General features: G+C 44.6%; 17 protein-coding genes and 1 pseudogene. 2 read left to right on the top strand and 16 right to left on the bottom strand.

Annotated features, from left to right (window positions below):
• Nucleotides 1–110: 110 nt before the first annotated feature.
• Nucleotides 111–725, top strand: coding sequence for a hypothetical protein (locus tag BR63_RS16410; RefSeq protein WP_034420939.1), 615 nt, complete (start codon nt 111–113; stop codon nt 723–725).
• Nucleotides 726–738: 13 nt separating this feature from the next.
• On the top strand, nt 739–1,833 hold the full coding sequence (locus BR63_RS16405; RefSeq protein ID WP_034420937.1) for a hypothetical protein: 1,095 nt from the start codon (nt 739–741) through the stop codon (nt 1,831–1,833).
• Here BR63_RS16405 and BR63_RS16400 read toward each other — a convergent pair.
• The 16 genes and pseudogenes from BR63_RS16400 to BR63_RS16325 form a co-directional block, all read right to left on the bottom strand.
• Complete coding sequence (locus tag BR63_RS16400) at nt 1,823–2,563, bottom strand: hypothetical protein (RefSeq protein ID WP_034420935.1); 741 nt, start codon at nt 2,561–2,563, stop codon at nt 1,823–1,825. The genes BR63_RS16405 and BR63_RS16400 overlap by 11 nt on opposite strands.
• A 63-nt stretch (nt 2,564–2,626) precedes the next feature.
• Entirely contained in the window at nt 2,627–3,295 is a 669-nt protein-coding gene (locus BR63_RS16395; RefSeq protein ID WP_051965519.1) for a CPBP family intramembrane glutamic endopeptidase, read from the bottom strand.
• Nucleotides 3,296–3,362: 67 nt separating this feature from the next.
• Nucleotides 3,363–4,097 (bottom strand): CPBP family intramembrane glutamic endopeptidase, encoded by a 735-nt coding sequence (locus BR63_RS16390; RefSeq protein WP_034420933.1) that lies wholly within the window; start codon nt 4,095–4,097, stop codon nt 3,363–3,365.
• Between the two features lie 234 nt (nt 4,098–4,331).
• Nucleotides 4,332–5,777: an Asp-tRNA(Asn)/Glu-tRNA(Gln) amidotransferase subunit GatB gene (gatB, locus tag BR63_RS16385; protein WP_034420931.1), complete on the bottom strand. Its 1,446-nt coding sequence runs from the start codon at nt 5,775–5,777 to the stop codon at nt 4,332–4,334.
• Between the two features lies 1 nt (nt 5,778).
• On the bottom strand, nt 5,779–7,245 hold the full coding sequence (gene gatA, locus BR63_RS16380) for an Asp-tRNA(Asn)/Glu-tRNA(Gln) amidotransferase subunit GatA (protein ID WP_034420930.1): 1,467 nt from the start codon (nt 7,243–7,245) through the stop codon (nt 5,779–5,781).
• A gap of 17 nt (nt 7,246–7,262) precedes the next feature.
• Nucleotides 7,263–7,547 (bottom strand): Asp-tRNA(Asn)/Glu-tRNA(Gln) amidotransferase subunit GatC, encoded by a 285-nt coding sequence (gene gatC / locus BR63_RS16375; protein WP_034420928.1) that lies wholly within the window; start codon nt 7,545–7,547, stop codon nt 7,263–7,265.
• 156 nt (nt 7,548–7,703) lie between these two features.
• Nucleotides 7,704–7,958 carry a hypothetical protein gene (locus BR63_RS16370; protein WP_243269976.1) on the bottom strand — a complete coding sequence of 85 codons (255 nt, stop codon included), beginning with the start codon at nt 7,956–7,958 and terminating at the stop codon, nt 7,704–7,706.
• On the bottom strand, nt 7,906–9,165 hold the full coding sequence (locus BR63_RS16365) for an IS91 family transposase (RefSeq protein ID WP_187142658.1): 1,260 nt from the start codon (nt 9,163–9,165) through the stop codon (nt 7,906–7,908). The genes BR63_RS16370 and BR63_RS16365 overlap by 53 nt, the downstream gene beginning before the upstream one ends.
• Before the next feature lie 177 nt (nt 9,166–9,342).
• A complete protein-coding gene (locus tag BR63_RS16360) occupies nt 9,343–11,292 on the bottom strand; it encodes a sodium/solute symporter (RefSeq protein ID WP_034425813.1) in 1,950 nt (649 codons plus the stop codon).
• On the bottom strand, nt 11,289–11,591 hold the full coding sequence (locus BR63_RS16355) for a DUF485 domain-containing protein (RefSeq protein ID WP_051966281.1): 303 nt from the start codon (nt 11,589–11,591) through the stop codon (nt 11,289–11,291). Before BR63_RS16355 ends, BR63_RS16360 begins: the two co-directional genes overlap by 4 nt.
• Before the next feature lie 41 nt (nt 11,592–11,632).
• On the bottom strand, nt 11,633–13,576 hold the full coding sequence (acs, locus tag BR63_RS16350; RefSeq protein ID WP_034425815.1) for an acetate--CoA ligase: 1,944 nt from the start codon (nt 13,574–13,576) through the stop codon (nt 11,633–11,635).
• A 338-nt stretch (nt 13,577–13,914) separates the two neighbouring features.
• Nucleotides 13,915–14,100, bottom strand: a complete 186-nt coding sequence (locus BR63_RS16345) for a hypothetical protein (protein WP_034425818.1) — start codon at nt 14,098–14,100, stop codon at nt 13,915–13,917.
• 276 nt (nt 14,101–14,376) lie between these two features.
• Nucleotides 14,377–15,168, bottom strand: a complete 792-nt coding sequence (locus BR63_RS16340; protein WP_034425821.1) for a LytR/AlgR family response regulator transcription factor — start codon at nt 15,166–15,168, stop codon at nt 14,377–14,379.
• Nucleotides 15,165–16,436, bottom strand: a complete 1,272-nt coding sequence (locus tag BR63_RS16335) for a histidine kinase (RefSeq protein WP_420825508.1) — start codon at nt 16,434–16,436, stop codon at nt 15,165–15,167. The genes BR63_RS16340 and BR63_RS16335 overlap by 4 nt, the downstream gene beginning before the upstream one ends.
• Before the next feature lie 171 nt (nt 16,437–16,607).
• On the bottom strand, nt 16,608–18,011 hold the full coding sequence (locus tag BR63_RS16330) for an ATP-binding protein (protein ID WP_034425824.1): 1,404 nt from the start codon (nt 18,009–18,011) through the stop codon (nt 16,608–16,610).
• A gap of 583 nt (nt 18,012–18,594) precedes the next feature.
• Nucleotides 18,595–18,837, bottom strand: a pseudogene (locus BR63_RS16325) (integrase core domain-containing protein); the annotation flags it as partial.
• Between the last annotated feature and the right edge of the window lie 29 nt (nt 18,838–18,866).

Raw genomic sequence — 18,866 nt, 5'->3', positions numbered from 1 at the left:
TCCAAGTGTCCGGAGTCCGGTTAATAAAATTCACTACCAACTACCAACTTATCTCTACTCCCAGCATAAAAATAACCTGGCTCTGGGAAACTAGTAGTCAGGGTGATGAGATGAATTACGATACATCTTTGTATGTGGAAAACCTCCAGAAAATACTGTCAGAGCCCCTCTGCATCCAGGGAAATCCCCAATACCTGGACATCTCTTCCTCTCAGTTAATAGAGGACGAACTGCTTAGAGAAGCTAAAGACCAGGTTCCCCCTTCGGATCCTTTGATTAAAGGCCTCGGCCTCATCCTGGAGTCCATGGAAAAAGGCCCTTTCGACCTTACACGCTTTGGCATCAACGAACTGCTAAAGTCCTATCTGTTCAAGGTAAATGAAGAAAATCAGGAATACTGCACCATGTGTTATTTAAACTGTATCTATCAGATTTATCTTTACGGCCTGATGGAATATTATCCTTTTACCGACCTGCTCTGGGAGTATTTAAGCCTTTGTTTTCATGCCATGGGCATCTATCTGGTAGACCATAAATTAGATAAAGGCTGCCAGGTCTTCCTCAACAAAGTTTCCACCATGGGTAAACTTGCCGCCCAAAAAGGATTACACACCAGCTCTATCCAGCATTTCCTGCATAACTTAGAAATCCGGGCTAATGAGAGCGGTTTCCCGGATTTGGCCGACAATGCCAAAAACCACCGTTTCAACCTGGAAACTTTCTGAAAAAGGTGATTCCGTGTTCAGCGACAAAATTTATCCCTATGTCATGCTGGCTGTAGCCAGCGGTCTTTTAACCCTTTTGGGTTCAGTGGGTATCTTTATCTCCTTAATTGTGCAGAGACGCCTGGAACGCTTGCAAGACGTCCTGGAAGAATTTATCAACCTGTCCTACCGCAGTGAAATCAATCTTACCGGGAAAATGTATAACCTGATTGAAAAATACCAGATGCACTATATTTTCCCCCAAAATCCCCGCCGTATGATTTTACGCTATATAGACCTTAATATCATCTTCATCCTGGTTATTTGGGTAGGACTCCTCTTTTTATATTATGAGCCGCCCTTTTCCCCCGAGATCATCCTGCGTTCCCTTCCTTTAATAATTGGGATTTATGCCACCCTGTTTTTCCGCCAGCTCCTGAGAAGTACCATCAACCTGGAAAACCCTTTGCTGGACTCTATCATTCCCGCCCCTACCAAACTGCGTAGCATCTCTTTTCTTTCCCGCTTCGTTAACCTCTCGGTAAAATCAGTTCTCAAACAGGCCCGGCTTACTCTCTTGGTGAAAGCCGGGACCAGGGATAGTCATAAACTAAAAGTACTCCTCAAAGAAGAACTGTCCTTTGACGACTTTTTTTATTTTCTGCTTATTTCTGAAGGTGAAACACCCTGTTTCGTTTCCTTCGGTGAGATTAGCTTTCATTTTCCCCCCGATCCGGTTACAGGTAAACCGGCCCCTGTCCGCCGTAACGTCAATGTCCCTTTAGGGGAATTTACCTTGTCCCGGTTTCCCGAGGAGTTAAAGGCCCAGTTCCTGGTCTTCACCAAAGGAGAAAAACACCCCATCCAGTATGTTTACCTCCTCTCCCAGGGGACCAGTTATCTATCCCCTAACAGTGAACCGGATATAACGGTAAACCATCAGATTATCTACACCATTAAAAATGACATGGTGGAAATCCTGGAGTGCGAAAGTAAGATACCCCATTTCTGTGAATTAAGTTCTTTTTTCCATCTAAACGGCGAACGTTATTATTTAGACCGCCTCCACCAGGGCTATAACCAGTCCGCCAATCTCAAAACAAGTCATGAAGAAGTCTTTATTGACTAACTACTTTCCCCTCCCGTACCAGGTAAACAGGATAGGGGAACTCCCCTTTTTTCAGGATTTCCGCCAGCTTGTCCCCTTCATACTCATAAGTTTTAAAGAAATACAGATTGGCCTTATAACCTGTTTTTATTACTCCTTCGCTCTCTTTACCCAAAAGCTGGGCGCGAAATCCCGTGAGACCGGCCACCAAGTCTTTCTCCTCCTCCGCCCCCTTTTCCAGGGAACTCAGGGGGAGAAGCAAAGCTTTCCTGGTATTGTCTCCTGCAGAGAGCATTTTCACCATCTGCTCCGGGGTAACCCCTTGCACCCGGGAAGCCTGCCGCAGACTCAAACCGGTATAAGGAGGATCTATAAGAAAAATGTCTTCTGCCGGGTATCGGGGATAGCTGGTCAGTAAAAGATGTTCTACTACTTCCTCACCTTTTTCCACAGGAACCAGAAAAGGAAGCACTGTAAGCCCTCCTGCTTCCAAAACAGGAGAGTCTTTGGGATTTACGTATCCGACCCCCACAATGCAGCCATCCCTGATGGCAATGTCCCCGCGGAATTTTCCATTTATGCCCGAACCGTCGAGGATTAAGGCGTGTTTAACCACCAGGTCATAAGGCTCTTTGGCCCGGAACAGGTAGCTGTAACCCTGTACTTTGAGACTTGTGAAGATATTGAGGCTCAAAAAATAACTGGTAATCCCCAGAACCAGCGCTAACAGGCCTATTTTTATCCAGCGCAATCTTTCACTCCTCTATTTTGGACTCTCCTCTTAATTCTACATCGATAGCCCAGGTCCTTTATGTCAGAGGGATAAATATATGGAAAGGAGCCTGCTGCCATTCAGGATAATGTGGGCGATAATTCCCGGAAATAAGGAATCGAACCGCTGGTACAACCAGGTAAGAATCACACCCACCAGAAAAATCTCGACAAACCAGATCTGGTTAAAATGCGCTAAGGTAAAAAGCAGGCCGGAAGCAATAATGCCTAAAAGTACACCCAGGTGTCGGCGTAAAACGGGATACAAAAAACCTCGGTAAAAAAACTCCTCAGCCACAGGCACCAGGAATCCCCCAACCAGGAAGGGGAACAAAAACTGCCCTGACGTGCGGGCGTTGGCGGTTAAATTGATTAAAGGATGGGGCCCCACATCCACCAGCAGGTATTTTAAGGCTAATTTTTCACCATAGTTACCCAAAAAGAAAACGGCAAAGCCTACCACTGCACCCCAGGTCAGTTGGGTGATAACTTCGTTGACAGAGTCGGGGAAAAAACGAGCTGGACTGATACCTTTTATTCTTAAGAAAATAAGCACAAGTAAAATAAAAATACTGCTGTCTACCACCTGTAAGCTGAGGTAATCCGTAATCCCCAGCAAAGGAAGTATCAATCGTCCAAATAATAAAACAAGAAGCAAACGAAGAGCAAAAACAGCCACCACGTCCCGCCATTCCCAGAAACCAGTCTTCATAAAATTACACCTTCTTTAACGTAAAGTGAGAAGTCCCCGGTATTAACATATACCGGAGACTTCTTTGCTATGCCCCTATATTGGCTCCCCAGAAAATTAACAGCACCATAAGGGTATTCCACACAGCATGGGCTGTAATGGAGGTATATAAAGACCCTGTTTGTTCGTAAAGCAGGGTTAACCAGATTCCTCCCAACGTAATGGGTATAAAACGAATCAAATCAAAATGAACCAGGCCAAAAAATGAACTGGCAATCAGCAACGCGGGAATCCTCCCCAGCCAGTTTTTCAATGCCGGGTAGAGGAACCCCCGGAAATACAATTCCTCACTGATGGGTGCCATCACTGCGGCAACAAAAAGGGGCAACAACATTTCACGAAAGCTTCTAGCAGACATAATAATTTCGGCAATAGGTTGAGGTTCTACCTTAATGGGGAAGAGTATGGTGATGATGATACCGAGAATTACTACAAGAATAAACAGTACAACTCCCTGTTTCAGCCCCGTCCAAAACCAGCGTTTTTCCTCATCGGAAATCAACCCCACCCGGGACCAGGGTAAATCATATCTTCGCCTCAGGAAGTAGGCAATGAGAGCAATAAATAAACCGCCTTGAACAATTCCACTCCAGAAGACCTGGCCCAGCAAAGGATTATCTGGGCTAACCAAAGCAGCTAAAAATTTAAACCAGGACATTTTCTTAAAGGGAATAAAAATACCTGCAGCAAACACTATGATGATTACGGAGAGGGCTTCAAGTACTGACCATCCCGGGTTCACCGGTCTTAACTCCTCTTCCATTCCTGCCACCTCCTCTTCTTCTTTTAACGACATCTGACTCCGATATCCGATGTTAAAACTATATTCCCTAAGAGGTAACTCATGAACTAAATTATATCAAGAAATACAATGGTGTGCTAAAAAAACAAGACGTAAGAAAACTTACGTCCTAAAATTAATAATTAATTCGGATGTCGGCATTCGGACATCGTAAAAATAATCGGAAGTCGGAAATCGGTTATCGGATAACGTAAATTAGCCAAGCTTATCTTTTAAGAGCTTGTTGACCAGACCGGGGTTGGCCTGGCCCTTGGTCTCTTTCATCACCTGGCCCACCAGGAAACCGATGGCTTTTTCTTTACCGGCCTTATAGTCTTCCACCGACTGCGGGTTGGCCGCAATCACCTTCTCCACCACGGCAGCCAGGGCCCCTTCGTCGGAGATTTGAACCATTCCTTTTTCTTTAATAATGGTTTCCGGCTCTTTGCCGGTCTCAAACATTTCTTCAAATACAGTCTTGGCCATTTTGCCGCTGATGGTCCCTTCGGCCTGAGCCTTTAACAACGCCGCCAGGCTGCGGGGTTTTACTTTACTTTCGGCTACCTCCAGGTTATTAGCATTCAAGAGACGCAGGAATTCGCCCATAATCCAGTTGGCCACTGTTTTCGGCTCGTTATATTCAGCCACCACCTGGTCGAAGAAATCGGCCAGGGCACGGCTCCCCGTAATAATGCCGGCATCATATTCCGATAAGCCCATTTCTTGAACGAGACGTTCCCTCTTGGCGTCGGGAAGTTCGGGCAGGGAATCCCTGATTTCCTGAACCCACTGGGGATCTATGACCACAGGCACCAGGTCCGGGTCAGGGAAATACCGGTAATCGTGGGCCTCCTCTTTGCTCCTCAGGGATACAGTAACCCCTTTGCCTTCGTCCCAGGAACGGGTTTCCTGGATGATTTTGCCCCCCTCTTCCAGGATATCCCTTTGCCTTTCTATTTCGTATTCAATAGCCTTTTGCAAGGCCCTGAAAGAGTTAAGGTTCTTGATTTCTGTTTTAGTCCCAAATTCTTTCGCGCCCATGGGCCTCAAGGAGATGTTGGCGTCACAGCGGAGCGACCCTTGCTCCATGCGCACATCAGAGACACCGGTGTACTCCAGTATCGCCTTAAGCTTTTCCATATAAGCCCGGGCCTCTTCCGCCGAGCGCATATCGGGCTCGGAAACAATCTCAATGAGAGGCACCCCGGTACGGTTGTAGTCTACCAGGGAATAGCGGGAGGTGGCAATGGTAGCCCCGCCGTGGACAAGTTTGCCCGCATCTTCTTCCATATGGACACGGGTAATGCCTATGGTCTTTTTCCGGCCATTCACCTCAATTTCCAGGTACCCCTTTTTGCAGATAGGCAGATCGTACTGGGAAATCTGGTAGGCCTTGGGCAGGTCGGGATAGAAATAATTTTTTCTGTCAAATTTACTAAAACTGGCAATCTCACAATTTAAAGCCAGGCCGGCCCGCACCGCATATTCTAAAACCTTTTTGTTCAAAACAGGCAGCACACCCGGTAACCCTAAGCACACAGGGCAGACATGGGTGTTCTCCTCCCCGCCAAATTCCGTGGGACAGGAGCAAAAGATTTTCGTATCTGTCTTTAATTCGGCATGGACTTCCAGGCCGATGACCACTTCATACTGGGCAGACAACCTAGATCACCCCTTCCATTTGAGCTTTGGGTTTCGTCAGGTCGGTATTTTGTTCCAGGGCATAGCCCACACGCAGGAGCGTACCTTCGCCAAAGGGCTTGCCAATGAACTGGATACCCACGGGCAGCCCTTCTACCGTACCGAAAGGTAGGGATAAGCCGGGTACACCCGCCAGGTTAATAGGAATCGTACATACATCAGATAAATACATGGCCAGGGGATCATTGACTTTCTCCCCGAATTTGAAGGCCGTGGTAGGACTGGTCGGTGTCAAGAGACAGTCATATTTAAGAAAGGCCTGGTCAAAGTCTCTTTTAATCAGGGTACGCACCTTGAGGGCTTTCAGGTAGTAAGCATCATAATAACCGGAACTCAAGGCATAAGTACCCAGCATAATCCTACGCTTTACCTCTTCCCCAAAGCCCTGGCTCCGGGTCTTGCAGAACATGGAAATGACATCCTCGGCCTCAACACGCAGGCCGTAGCGCACACCGTCGTAACGGGCCAGATTAGAGCTGGCTTCCGCCGAGGCGATGATGTAGTAGGCAGGCAGGGCATATTCGGTATGAGGTAAGGAGACTTCCTCACACACCGCGCCAAGCTCCTCCAGTTTTGCTGCAGCTTGCTTGAGATAAGCGGCAATGCGGGGATCGATGCCTTCGCCCATATATTCTTTGGGGATACCGATTTTTAGTCCTTTCACATCGTCCACCAGGTACCGGGTAAAATCGGGAACCTCCACCGGTGCGGAAGTAGAATCCTTGGGATCATGACCGGCTATCACATTAAGAACCAGGGCGCAGTCGGTGATATCCTTCGTTAATGGCCCGATCTGGTCCAGGGAGGAAGCATAGGCAATAAGCCCATAACGGGGAACATACCCATAGGTAGGCTTGAGGCCCACCACACCGCAAAAAGCTGCAGGCTGGCGAATAGACCCTCCAGTATCAGAACCCAGGGTAAAGACAGCTTCATCGGCGGCCACGGCCGCTGCCGCACCGCCGCTGGAGCCGCCCGGAACGGCACTTAAATCATGGGGGTTACGGGTAGGGAAGAAACCCGAGTTTTCGTTGGAAGAGCCCATGGCGAACTCATCCATGTTACACTTACCTAACAGTATGGTCCCTGCCTCCAACAACTTTTCCGTTACCGTCGCGTTGTAGGGAGGCACAAAGTTATAGAGGATTTTGGAAGCACAGGTGGTGGTAACTCCTTTTGTACAGATATTGTCTTTCATGGCCATGGGTATACCGGCCAAAGGCGACATCGCTTCCCCCCTGGCCCTCTTTTCATCGATTTCCCGGGCCTGCTCCAGGGCCTGTTCTCCTGTTACGGTGACAAAAGCCTTAACCTTTTCCTCTACCTTATTGATACGATCAAGCACTGAGCGGGTCAGTTCCTCACTGCTGACTTCTCTTTTTTGTAAAAGGCTGCTCAGTTCATGGGCTGTCTTTTTATATAAATCCATGGGGAACCCTCCTTGCCTCACACAATTCGCGGTACTTTAAAACAGCCGTCTTCTTCTTCGGGAGCATTGGCCAGCACCAGTTCCTTATCCATAGTACGGTGAAGCTTGTCTTCCCGAAACACATTCTTCAGGGGCAGCACATGGGCCGTAGGCTCCACATTGCTGGTATCTATCTGGTTCAACTTTTCCATATATTCAAGGATCGCATTTAAAGACTGGGTATATTTTTCCTTATCCTGTTCCGTCAAATCCAGGCGGGCTAACAAGGCCACATGTTCCACATCTTTAACGGTAATCTTCATTGATCTTCACCATCCTTCTTCATCCTTCTCTGCCATACCTTGCATTATATCAAATTTGCCAGATTACTTACAAGCTATTAGATTATAACCACCCAATCCTACCCATTTATAGCATAATTAAAAAAAGCGCGACCAAGGTCGCGCGCTCTTTGGTTCCTATAACTCATATTTAATACCATGCACACCTAAGTATTCTTTTGGGCGCATCTCACCGCCACAAACCTCACAACTAAACCTTGGTGGAACTGAAATATCTCCGTCATCCATCATATCGCAGTAATCCACCACTTCCTTCGGAATGTCTTCTTCTATGTTACACTGCAAACAAACAAATTTGATGGTTGCCTTGCCGCCTACTTTAGGCGGCTTTTTCTTTGCGTGTTTCTTTCTTTTTCTGCTTACTGGGCTCATCTATTCCTGCCAACTCCTTTAGTCTTTTTTTAGCAAAGTCATCTACGGCATCAACAACTTTCAATATCCCTGATTTTAGACACACTTTCCCCTTGTATTCCATTATCTCTTTACATCTCATACATTCTAACGGGTCTTTTCCTGTGAATTCTTCTATTTTATTTCTCCAGCCTATCCGTTGCTTTCCTCTTTGGCCGTTTTTCCTTCTTTTCTGCCTTCCCAGGTATGCTTCCATTAATTTGTCAGCCAATCTTTTACTCCTTCTGGAGTAAATTCCATAATACCGGATTGTTTTAAATTGCTCATCCGGTATATGCCTTATTATCCGTGATATGAATTCTTCTACGGTGATGGTTTCTTGTTTTTCTTTTTGCTCTGTTTTATCAAAGTATTTAAAGGTTACATTTTCCCCGTCATAGTCTACAATTCTGCTTAACGCCATGGCAGGTCTTCTCATGTACCGCCCTATATATCCTACTTGGGCTTCTACTGACCCTTGTCCTTTTTTATTGGGCGGACCATAGATTACAAATCCTTCAGGGTTATCATCCCATATCTTTTGAAACAACTTCTTATATCGTTTAACTTCTTGTTCCGGCAGTTTTTTCTTCAACATCTCCATTACTGCCGCCTGCCACCTTTTCCTCAGCATTACATATGGGATAAAGTCTTTAACAACCCATTTCCCCGCTCCGTCAAAACCACCTTCAGTTACTAGGATATGTACATGGGGATTGAAGTTCATTCTTGCTCCAAAGGTATGTATTCCTACCATGGCGCCGGATTTGACTTTTCCTCTTTTCTTCAGCCATTCTAATAGTATTTTTACTGCCAGGTCCATTAGATCTTTCAAGAGTTCTCTATGACGGGTAAATATTTCCCACAAACGTTCGTCCACTGTAAACATGATGTGGCGATGAGGAACCGGATACATTCTTTTACTGGTTTCTCGACTCCATTCTTGGGTGTATCCGGTTGCGCACGATGTACAAAAACGTCCCTTACACGTGTGAGGAACTATTTTCATTTCTCCACATACCGGACATGCGAACAGAGTAAATCCTGCTTCTTTTTGTCCACATCGATTAAATTTATTGATTTCCTTTATCACAACAGGACGTATTCTGTCTTCGTATTTATTAACAAACTTTTCCCAATGCTTGTTCTCATCAAAAAATATCTCTCTTAAGATATTATCCTGGCCCATATGTTCTCACCTTTCTAACAACTACTTCCTGCTTTCGTTAAAAAATGAAAAAACCCTTGCTTAACAAGGGCTGAGAACCACAAAAATTTTTATACTTTCCTATACGTTTAAAAAAGCGGAGAGTAAAGACTCCACCGCTTTTTCCCGGCTCTTATTTTTAACTTCAATAACTGTTGTTTAAATCTCCTGCGATGAAACTCCCGTACATTTGAGTACCGGCTCAGGCTGGGTAAGCAGGGACACTACTACCAGGGTAATAAAACTTAGAGGCACAGAAATAATGGCCGGGTTGTTGAGAGGTACAGGAGCAACAAGATGAGATAAGTGATACACTTCATTAAATGTCTTTTGTGATAATAATATTAAGCCCAGGGCAGAGGTCAAACCGACAAAAATTGAGGCAGCAATCCCCTGGGAAGTGGTTTTTTTCCAAAACAACAGCATAACTATGGCCGGTAAATTGGCGGATGCAGCCACGGCAAAGGCCCAACCCACAAGAAAAGAAACATTTATATTTTTAAAGGCGATGCCCAAGGCAATGGCTATGCAACCAACAATCACCGCGGTGATTTTTCCTGCCATTACTTTTCCCCTGTCGCTCATTTTCCGGCCAAAGAATTTATCCATTAAGTCATGGGCTACAGCTCCCGAGGCTGCCAGAATAAGGCCCGCCACTGTCCCCAGCACCGTGGCAAAGGCAACTGCGGTAATGATGGCAAACATTAGAGTACCAAAGGATTTTGCCAAAAGGGGAGCAGACATGTTGTCATTTGTTAAATCGATTACCCCGCTTACCATGGCACCTAATCCCATGTACAAAGTGAGGACATAGAATAATCCTATAGCAGCAATAGCAATAATGGTAGACTTCCGGGCACAAGAGGGACTTGGTACGGTATAGTAGCGGATAAGGATATGGGGAAGGGCTGCTGTACCCAAAAACAAGGCCAGCATTAAGGAGACAAAATCGAATTTATCCCGCACAGTAGCTCCTTTATCCGAATCTAATTTATAGATGAGCCCCGGGCGCAGTACATCCTTCCCCGGTGTGGGATTCTGATAATATACGGTAGTCTCACTGTCTCCGTCCTTGATTATTTGTTTGCCCCACCTGACAACGGAACTCTTCTTAATGTTTTCAATAAAAGAGAAAGGATTAAGGGGTGCGATTTGCCAATCGGCTTTGCCGTCTATTTGGCTTAAATGGCCGACCTGATAAAACCTCCCCGCTTCCTTTTTGCCACCGTTATAGAGTGTGCTGCCATCGGCCAGTTTTGTGACAAAAAGCGTCTCTTCCAGCATCATGTCTTTTTCATTGATTTTCCAGATGGAGACGACATTATCCCTGGATAGTTTCACAAAGGGGTATTTCTTGCCATATTCCTTGCGGTAATCGGTAAGCACCTGGTAAGACTGGTCCGCAAGTTCAAGGGAGTCGGTACTAAGGGCAGTCAGTTTTAAGGTCTTAAAATCGTGGTAAGGCACATTTCCGCCCTGATCAGGTTTGGTAGTAAGACCACGGGAGAATATAAAGAACACCAGGAGCAGTGAAAAAACAATCAGCAAAAGACCTTTAAGAAATTGCACATAAGTTGTAGATGTCATACCAGCGGTGCCCACAATAATTATCACGACAGCTCCAACCAGAAGAACACCGGCGCTGTGAGGCAACCCCAGCAAGGGGGTAACCAGTGACCCGGCACCTACCATTTGCGGGATTAGATAAAAAAGCGAAACCAGTAAAGTACTGATGGCGGCCATCAACTGAATAGATTTGGAATTAAACTTGGCGTCCAGGGCATCGGCAAAGGTATACTTACCAAGACGTCTCAAAGGTTCCGCCACTAGAAAAAGGGCGACTATCCAACCAGCCAGGTAACCAATGGAATACAGGAACCCATCGTAACCGGACATGGCGATCATTCCGCAGATTCCTAAAAAGGAAGCTGCGGAAAGATAATCACCGGCAAAGGCAATACCGTTTACTGCCCAGTGGATCTGCCCACCGGCGGCATAGTATCCGGCGGCTGATTTGGTACGGTGGGCGAAATAATAGGAAATATACAGCACAGCTACTACAAAGAAGACAAAGATAACGATAGCCCAGGGCGAAGGCACATAATTCATAAAGCATCCTCCTTCTGCAAGGCATGGTTTTCTTCGCGGAAAATTTTTTCTGCTCCGGAACTGACGCTGTTATAGAAAAGCGCCAAGAAAAGGGCGAAAATAATTAGCCCGAAACCATACACTATGGCTACATTCAGGGGTCCAACATCCACCGCCATTAGTTTGGGAGCTGTAATATTGATTAGAATAAACCCCCCATAAACAAAAGCATAGAGAAAGAACAGCCATAAACCCAGGTGAGTTTTAATTAAAGAAGCTTTATCTTCTTGCCATTTCATCACAGAACCATGAAAACTCATGATTTTACCCCCTTTTTTTACAAATTTCTATGAGGTGATATTTAGATGGCAATTTTCCGCTCCAGCAACTGGGATATTACCGATGGATCCGCCAGGGTGGAGATATCGCCCATCACCCTGCCTTCCGCAATATCTCTTAATAAACGTCTCATAATTTTGCCACTGCGGGTCTTAGGCAATTCCCCGGCGTAAATGATTTCCTCGGGCCTGGCCAGTCCGCCGATCCTTTTGGCCACGTGGTTCTTTAAATCATCCTCCAACTCAGTGGCCCAAATTACTCCTTCCCTGAGGGTAACAAAGGCCGTAACCGCCTGCCCTTTGAGCTCATGACTGCGGCCAATCACCGCAGCCTCCGCCACTGCGGGGTGTTCCACAAGGGCGCTTTCCACCTCGGCACTGCCAATCCGGTGGCCTGATACGTTGATAATGTCATCAACTCGTCCGCGCACCCAAATATAGCCGTGTTTATCCTTTTTCGCCCCGTCCCCGGTAAAATACATCCCTGCAAAACGACTCCAATAAGTGTCTATATAGCGTTGAGGGTCTTTATAGACAGTGCGAAGCATCGAAGGCCAGGGCCTCTTAATTACCAGGTATCCACTACCACCGGGCACTACCGGTTTGCCGTTTTCGTCAACCACATCAACAAATACTCCTGGCAAAGGTTTTGTGCACGAACCAGGTTTAACCGGTGTGATACCGGGTAGTGGCGCCACCATGATGCTGCCGGTTTCGGTTTGCCACCACGTATCAACAACGGGGCACCTTCCCCTGCCGATGTTTTTGTGGTACCAATGCCAGGCTTCGGGATTGATGGGCTCACCAACGGATCCCAGCAGTCTCAAAGAAGACAAGTCCCTGCCTTGTGGCCAGGATTCCCCCCACTTCATAAACATCCTGATGGCGGTAGGAGCCGTATAAAAGATAGATACTCTGTATTTCTCAATTATTTCCCAGAACCGGTCCTTTCCCGGATAATCGGGGGCCCCTTCAAAGATTAGGATGGTAGCACCATTGGCCAGTGGGCCGTATACCACATAACTGTGGCCAGTAATCCACCCAATGTCAGCAGTACACCAGTAAACATCATCTTCCTTGAGGTCAAAAACGTTCCGGTGGGTCGAGGCAACACCCGTTAAATATCCGCCGGTAGTATGAACGATCCCCTTGGGTTTACCGGTTGTGCCGCTGGTATATAAAATAAACAATACATCCTCGGCATCCATGATTTCACATTGACAACCCGCGGGTGTTTTTCTCATTATTTCGTGATACCATACATCCCTCACCGGCTCCATCTTGACTTCAACCCTAGTCCTTTGCACGACTACTACTTTTTCCACGGTTGGGCATTGAGAAATGGCTTCATCTACGTTGCTTTTAAGGGGAATGGCTTTACCCCGGCGCCAGCAACCATCCGCCGTGATAATCACCCTGGATTCTGCATCACTGATTCTATCCCTCAGGGCCCCAGCGGAAAAACCTCCGAACACCACACTGTGAGGTGCACCAATGCGGGCACAGGCAAGCATGGTTATGACCGCCTCCGGTATCATGGGCAGATAAATCGTTACCGTGTCACCTTTGTTTACTCCCATACCGCGCAAAACATTGGCAAACCTCGTCACTTCCCTGTGCAAATCCTGGTAGGTCCATACCTGGCGGTCTCCAAGTTCACCCTCAAAGATAATGGCGGCTTTGTTTCTGCGCCATCCCTCCAGGTGTCTGTCCAGGCAATTGTAGCAGGCATTGAGTTTACCATTGACAAACCATTGAGCAAAAGGGCTATGCCATTCCAGCACTTTATCCCATGGCTTGAACCAATGAAGTTTTTGAGCCTCCCCCATCCAGTAATTCTTGTAATCTACCCACGCGCTGTCATAAATCTGGGTATTTTGAATATTGGCCCGGGTGGAAAAGGATGAATCAGGAAAAAATAACTGTTCTTCATCTTCATAATGAGATATTGTTTTTGCATTATTCATAATGTTTCCCCCTGTCTTTTTGATTATTGTTCTTTTTGATTATTATCTTAATTAACACACAATGAAGCAGCTATGTTTTTCCCGGTAAAGGCAATATTTAAGACTTCTCGTACACCCTTCCCCTCCCAACAGCACAACACCACCCTTGGGGATACAATGCCTCCTGCCACTTACCGTTAAACCTCCCGTTTGTGCACTTAAAGCATCAAAAAAACCTCTGGAGCGGGAAAATATCATTTTTCCGTACTTTAGAGGTTAATGGCAAAAAAAAGTCACCACTTTCAGGTGGTGACTCTTCACGGACGTTTTAATCAATTAATAAATGTTTTATATTTTATTTATATTAAGGACAGCTTAGCCTGATTCATATTGTGAACAAAGTACTCGGAAATATAAAATACAAGCCCCGGAAATTCTTTTTCCTGTTCCCTGGCATATATTTCCGCTTCATTTTTGTCTTGAAAAACCTTATCGATGGAGACAACACAGTTGGTATCCATACTTTTTACTATATAGACCTTCATTCAAATCCCTCCTTCGCCCTGCTCCGGTTGATTATGTTAGATACTTTTGTTGATTACATCTTACCTCTGGAGCTAATTAAACTAAACTTCTTTCCCGAGAACGGAAAAAATATGCCTCCGGGCGGTCAAAATGCAGGCTGAAAGGTAGATTTCACCGTTATTAAGTAAAAACAGCGGCTTTGCCTACCGTTTAACCCTCTATTTAAACCGTTAAGCTGCTTTAAAAACATCTGGGATAGTCTTTCAAAAATCAATTATCTTTAGCAAAATCCTGTTTTAAAAACCTAGTACTTTCCTTAGTTTTCGCGCCTGGTTCCGGCTGACCGGCACCGTACTATGATCTTTATCCTCCAGCACCAGGTTAAAAGTGCCATTAAATAAGGGCAGTATTTCTTTTACCTTCAGCAAATTTACTATATAACAACGGTGCGTCCGAAAAAACTTGCCGCCGCTGCCCAGCCTGGCCTCCAGTTCTTTCAGGGTAAAGCGAGTGAAAAGCTTTTCCCCAAAGGTTTTGATAAATACATAATCCTGCTCCGTAAAGGCATAATAAATCTCATTAACATCAACGAGTACGGTCTTACCCTGCTTTTCTGCCGTTAACAGGTTTACTTTCACTTCCCCGGCGTTTTCCGCGGCTGTTTTAGGACTTTCCAAAAGTGAGTCGCCGCTTCCTGGTGGCGCAGAAGAGCCCCCGCTTTCCTGGCAAGTCTTCAGCACACGCTCAATAACCCGTTTGATCTTTCTTTTATCAATGGGTTTAAGAATATAATCAATGGCATTCACATCAAAAGCTTCCAGAGCATACTTGTCGTAGGCGGTTATATAAACAACAAAGGGCGGTTTTGGCAAAGCCTGAATAGCTGCTCCCAGTTCAATGCCGTTCTTTCCCGGTAGGTTTATATCCAAAAACAAGACCTGATAATCAAGGGCTTTAATCAACGTCAGCGCTTCAGATGCACTGGCAGCCTCCCCTACCACTTCAATGTTGTTAAACTGGCTTAAAAGAAACCTCAGTTCCTGACGGGCAGGATATTCATCATCAACAATCAAGGCTTTCAATGTCATGTTATTTCCTCCCTTATCATTACCGAACTGAAAGGAACCCTGAACCAAACTTTTGTACCGTTGCCGAATTCACTTTCAACGTGCAAACCATGCTCCTCGCCAAATAAAATTTTTAACCTTTCATGAACATTTGACAGTCCTACCCCGCAGCCGGAACCAAAACCCGGCTGAAATATTTTAGGCATAATTTCGGGATGAATGCCTATTCCATCGTCAACAACGGATATTTCAATTTCATCCCCTTGCAAACAGGCCGAAATCTGCACCGTTCCCCGGCCTTCTTTGGGTGTAATACCATGCCTGATGGCGTTTTCCACCAGTGGTTGTACTGTCAAAACAGGAATGGAGTATTCTAAAAGCGATTTATCAATGTTCCTGCTAACCCGCAGTTTTTTCCCAAAACGTGCTTTTTCCAGGACAATATAGTTTTGAATATACTTTAACTCTTCCTTAAGGGTAATAAAACGACCCTCGCGATTCAGTGAATACCTGAAAAACGAAGCCAGCCGGATTAAAAGCTTGCGTGCGGTTTCCGGTTTTGTCCGGATAAACATATTGATGGTATTCAAAGTATTAAAAAGAAAATGGGGATTAATTTGGGCCTGCAGGGCATCCAACTGGGCTTCGGTTAATAGCCGGGACTGCCGGTCCAGCTCGGCCAGTTCCATCTGCATCCCAAGGAGTTGGGCTATACCGGCGGCTAATTTTACCACATAATTAGGGATGTGCCCCTGCCGGGTTTGATAAAGTTTTAGTGTGCCTACGACCTGTCCCTTACAGATCAGGGGTGCAATTACCGCAGATTCCAGAGGGCAGTTGCAATTGTTGACAAGGCAGTTGAATTCGCTGTTGTTCTGGACAACCTTCAACTGTCCCGTCAAGATAACTTCAAAAGTAGCTCTGGTTACGATGGGCCTTCCCACCGGATGGTTTTCACAACCCGTGCCTAAAAAAGCCAAAACCTTTTCCCGGTCAGTAATAGCCACAGCAGACACGTCGCTGATTTTTTGTATAATCTCTGCTATTTTACGCGCAGTCTCTTCGTTAAGTCCTCTGCGCAGATAAGGAAGTGTTTCATTGGCAATCAGCAAGGTGGGAGTAAAAGCTTTATCGTCAATACGAGAATCAACTGCCTGCCGCAGTGGGTAAAAGCGTATGATAATTATACTCCCGGCAATGCTCAATAGGCATGCTGCTGACAAAATCGGCCATACCGTGGGGAACAATATTAAAAAGATAAGCCAAATAGCTGTTTGTACCGTAAATATGAAGAAAATTAATCTTAATTTTTGTTTGTTGTAACCAAATTTGTTTTTAATCACTTTCTTGCCGTTACCCCCCTATGCTCCCCTTATGTAACATTCTGCAATACTGTCATAGGGCCAAATAATATATAATAAATTCAGGGAAAACCTTTGCACACGGCGAAACAAATGCACTTACGCAAGCCTGACCCCAAAAACCAATATTAAATCCTTTCGTTTATCAGCCAGGGATAATAAATTATGGGTAAAGCCAGATTTACTAAACAGGACATATTGTTCTTTCCTTTCTTTTTTGTACCAGTCTACCTGTTTTGCCTTTTGCAATAAATCATAGAACACATCTCCATCTACTGGTTTATCGTGATATTTACATTCACAAAATACAATGTCCTTACTATCTTCGTTTAAACCTATGAAATCAATTTTTTCGCTGCCTCTCCACCATTTGCCCAGTTTTAAAATTTTAAAATTCAAGAAATTTTCGTCATTCATCTTCCATAATTTTTCCATACATATTTTTTCGTAGACAAAACTAACATGGTTGTCGATAAAATTATTCTTAATTTTCTCCATCACATATTCTGTATTATCCATCTCGAGATAATTTCTATAAGGGTAGATAAACTTAAACCAGAACTCAATGAAATTATCTTTTATAAAGTAAAGTCCTTTTTTGCTCTTTTCAGGGTTTTTCTCAGTTATAGGGACTTCTCTTTGAATTAGATCAAGATTTATCATTGTATTCAAATATTTTGTTAGGCTGGTCTGGGATACTCCCAGTGCTGCTGCAATACTTCCCAGTTTATGATTTCCCTGAGCGATAGTCTTAATTATTGAAAAATAACTGCCTATCTCTGAAACTTCCTTCTCCAAAAGAAAGATTGGTTCTTCATATAAAAAACTTTGTCGTGTTAAGATATTTTTCTGAATTCCCTCATAAACATCTTCCACATCCCGAAAAACCTCAATATACTTCGGTACCCCGCCTGTTACAGCATAATATTGTATTAACTCTTCTTCACTCTTATTACCGTAAAATTCTCCATAATGCAAAAAAGGAATTTGCTTCAGCTTGATTTGTCCTGTTCTTCTTCCGTATAAAGGACTTGAATAAGCAAGGGTTTGGCTTTCCATCATATGAATTAAAGAACCGCATAAAATCACCATGATATATGAATCTTTCAATATTTGGTCCCATATCCTCTGAAAGATGGATGGAAAGGCACTGTTGGCCTTGCCTAAATACTGAAACTCGTCAATAACAAGAATCTTTTTGTAATTACTGTTATAATCTCTAAATACGGTAAACAAATCATCCCAGGAGAAGTCTGAACCTCTTCTAAGGAGTATATTTCCTGTAAATTCAGCCAACAGGTTTTTAAAACTGTTGATATTTTCCCTTTCCGGCTCTTCAGAAGCGAGAAAATACAGAGCAGATTTGTCCTGAATAAATTTTTTAATTAGGGAAGTCTTTCCGATTCTTCTTCTGCCATAAATAATCACTAAAGAAGATTGCCTTTTAATGTATTCACTTTGCAAAAAGGTCAATTCATTTTCCCGGTTTACAAATTTATTCATAACATCACCTGCTATTATTATAACTCAAATTATAATAACCTTAAATATATTTTTCTTTTGATTAAATAAAAAATATCCGTTAATGAATAAAAGAAACCCGTATGATAAACACACAGGTCAGACTGCCGACAACCAGCCAACCGGTTTAACAACTGCACCCCATGTTGTACCCAAATCCCAGTTAAGCTAAAAGTTAAAAAGTATCCAAGTGGAGAGTCCTTGGATACTTTAATCTCACAGATAAGTTTATATGGTGGCTAAAGATGTTAAGACATTTTTTTGACCTTGTTTAAGGTGGTTTTTCTCCCTCCTTTGTGTATTTTGTAAGTAAATTATTGTTAATAATGACATTTGTTGGCTGGTATTATGTCATTTTTTACCAAACAAACACTGTCTGACTCCTGTTCGTCAAGTTCGTAATCGACGTACTGACTCTTAGCGACCACCAGGGAGCTTAGAGTCAGTAGGAGGCTTCGAACTTGACGGAGTAGCCAGGATTATACTGGTCAGAGGGGGTTTGGACACCAGAGTGGCCAATACCCCCTAAATGCTCTATAATCCTCGGCTTAATAGACTCGAAATGTTATTGGAAGTGTTCCAAGGTATAATTGCCGAAGTAGACTTCGGCCGGAGTCAAATTTTTCAGTGCCTGATGCGGCCTGTAGTTGTTGTATTTTTCAAAGAACCTGGCAAGACCGAGACGGGCTTCACGGGGGCTTGTATAGTCGTTTATGTAGACCTCCTGGTACTTAACTGTACGCCAGAGTCTCTCGGTAAAAATGTTGTCCATAGCACGACCTCGCCCGTCCATGCTGATTTTGATCCCTTTACTCAGTAATGCTGGGGATATCCCCA

It is taken from the genome of Thermanaerosceptrum fracticalcis (genome assembly GCF_000746025.2).
In the GTDB taxonomy this organism is placed as follows: domain Bacteria; phylum Bacillota; class Peptococcia; order DRI-13; family DRI-13; genus Thermanaerosceptrum; species Thermanaerosceptrum fracticalcis.
Note: the sequence above shows the minus strand (reverse complement) of the source record. Positions and strands in the feature narration are given on the sequence as shown.

Bases quoted from the DNA above. Each gene is read 5' to 3' on its own strand.
- acs (WP_034425815.1), bottom strand. From the start codon at position 13,576: ATGAATAATGCAAAAACAATATCTCATTATGAAGATGAAGAACAGTTA.
- gatC (WP_034420928.1), bottom strand. From the start codon at position 7,547: ATGAAGATTACCGTTAAAGATGTGGAACATGTGGCCTTGTTAGCCCGC.
- BR63_RS16390 (WP_034420933.1), bottom strand. From the start codon at position 4,097: ATGGAAGAGGAGTTAAGACCGGTGAACCCGGGATGGTCAGTACTTGAA.
- BR63_RS16330 (WP_034425824.1), bottom strand. From the start codon at position 18,011: ATGAATAAATTTGTAAACCGGGAAAATGAATTGACCTTTTTGCAAAGT.
- gatA (WP_034420930.1), bottom strand. From the start codon at position 7,245: ATGGATTTATATAAAAAGACAGCCCATGAACTGAGCAGCCTTTTACAA.
- BR63_RS16410 (WP_034420939.1), top strand. From the start codon at position 111: ATGAATTACGATACATCTTTGTATGTGGAAAACCTCCAGAAAATACTG.
- BR63_RS16395 (WP_051965519.1), bottom strand. From the start codon at position 3,295: ATGAAGACTGGTTTCTGGGAATGGCGGGACGTGGTGGCTGTTTTTGCT.
- BR63_RS16340 (WP_034425821.1), bottom strand. From the start codon at position 15,168: ATGACATTGAAAGCCTTGATTGTTGATGATGAATATCCTGCCCGTCAG.
- BR63_RS16345 (WP_034425818.1), bottom strand. From the start codon at position 14,100: ATGAAGGTCTATATAGTAAAAAGTATGGATACCAACTGTGTTGTCTCC.
- BR63_RS16365 (WP_187142658.1), bottom strand. From the start codon at position 9,165: ATGGGCCAGGATAATATCTTAAGAGAGATATTTTTTGATGAGAACAAG.
- BR63_RS16355 (WP_051966281.1), bottom strand. From the start codon at position 11,591: ATGAGTTTTCATGGTTCTGTGATGAAATGGCAAGAAGATAAAGCTTCT.
- BR63_RS16370 (WP_243269976.1), bottom strand. From the start codon at position 7,958: ATGAGCCCAGTAAGCAGAAAAAGAAAGAAACACGCAAAGAAAAAGCCG.
- BR63_RS16360 (WP_034425813.1), bottom strand. From the start codon at position 11,292: ATGAATTATGTGCCTTCGCCCTGGGCTATCGTTATCTTTGTCTTCTTT.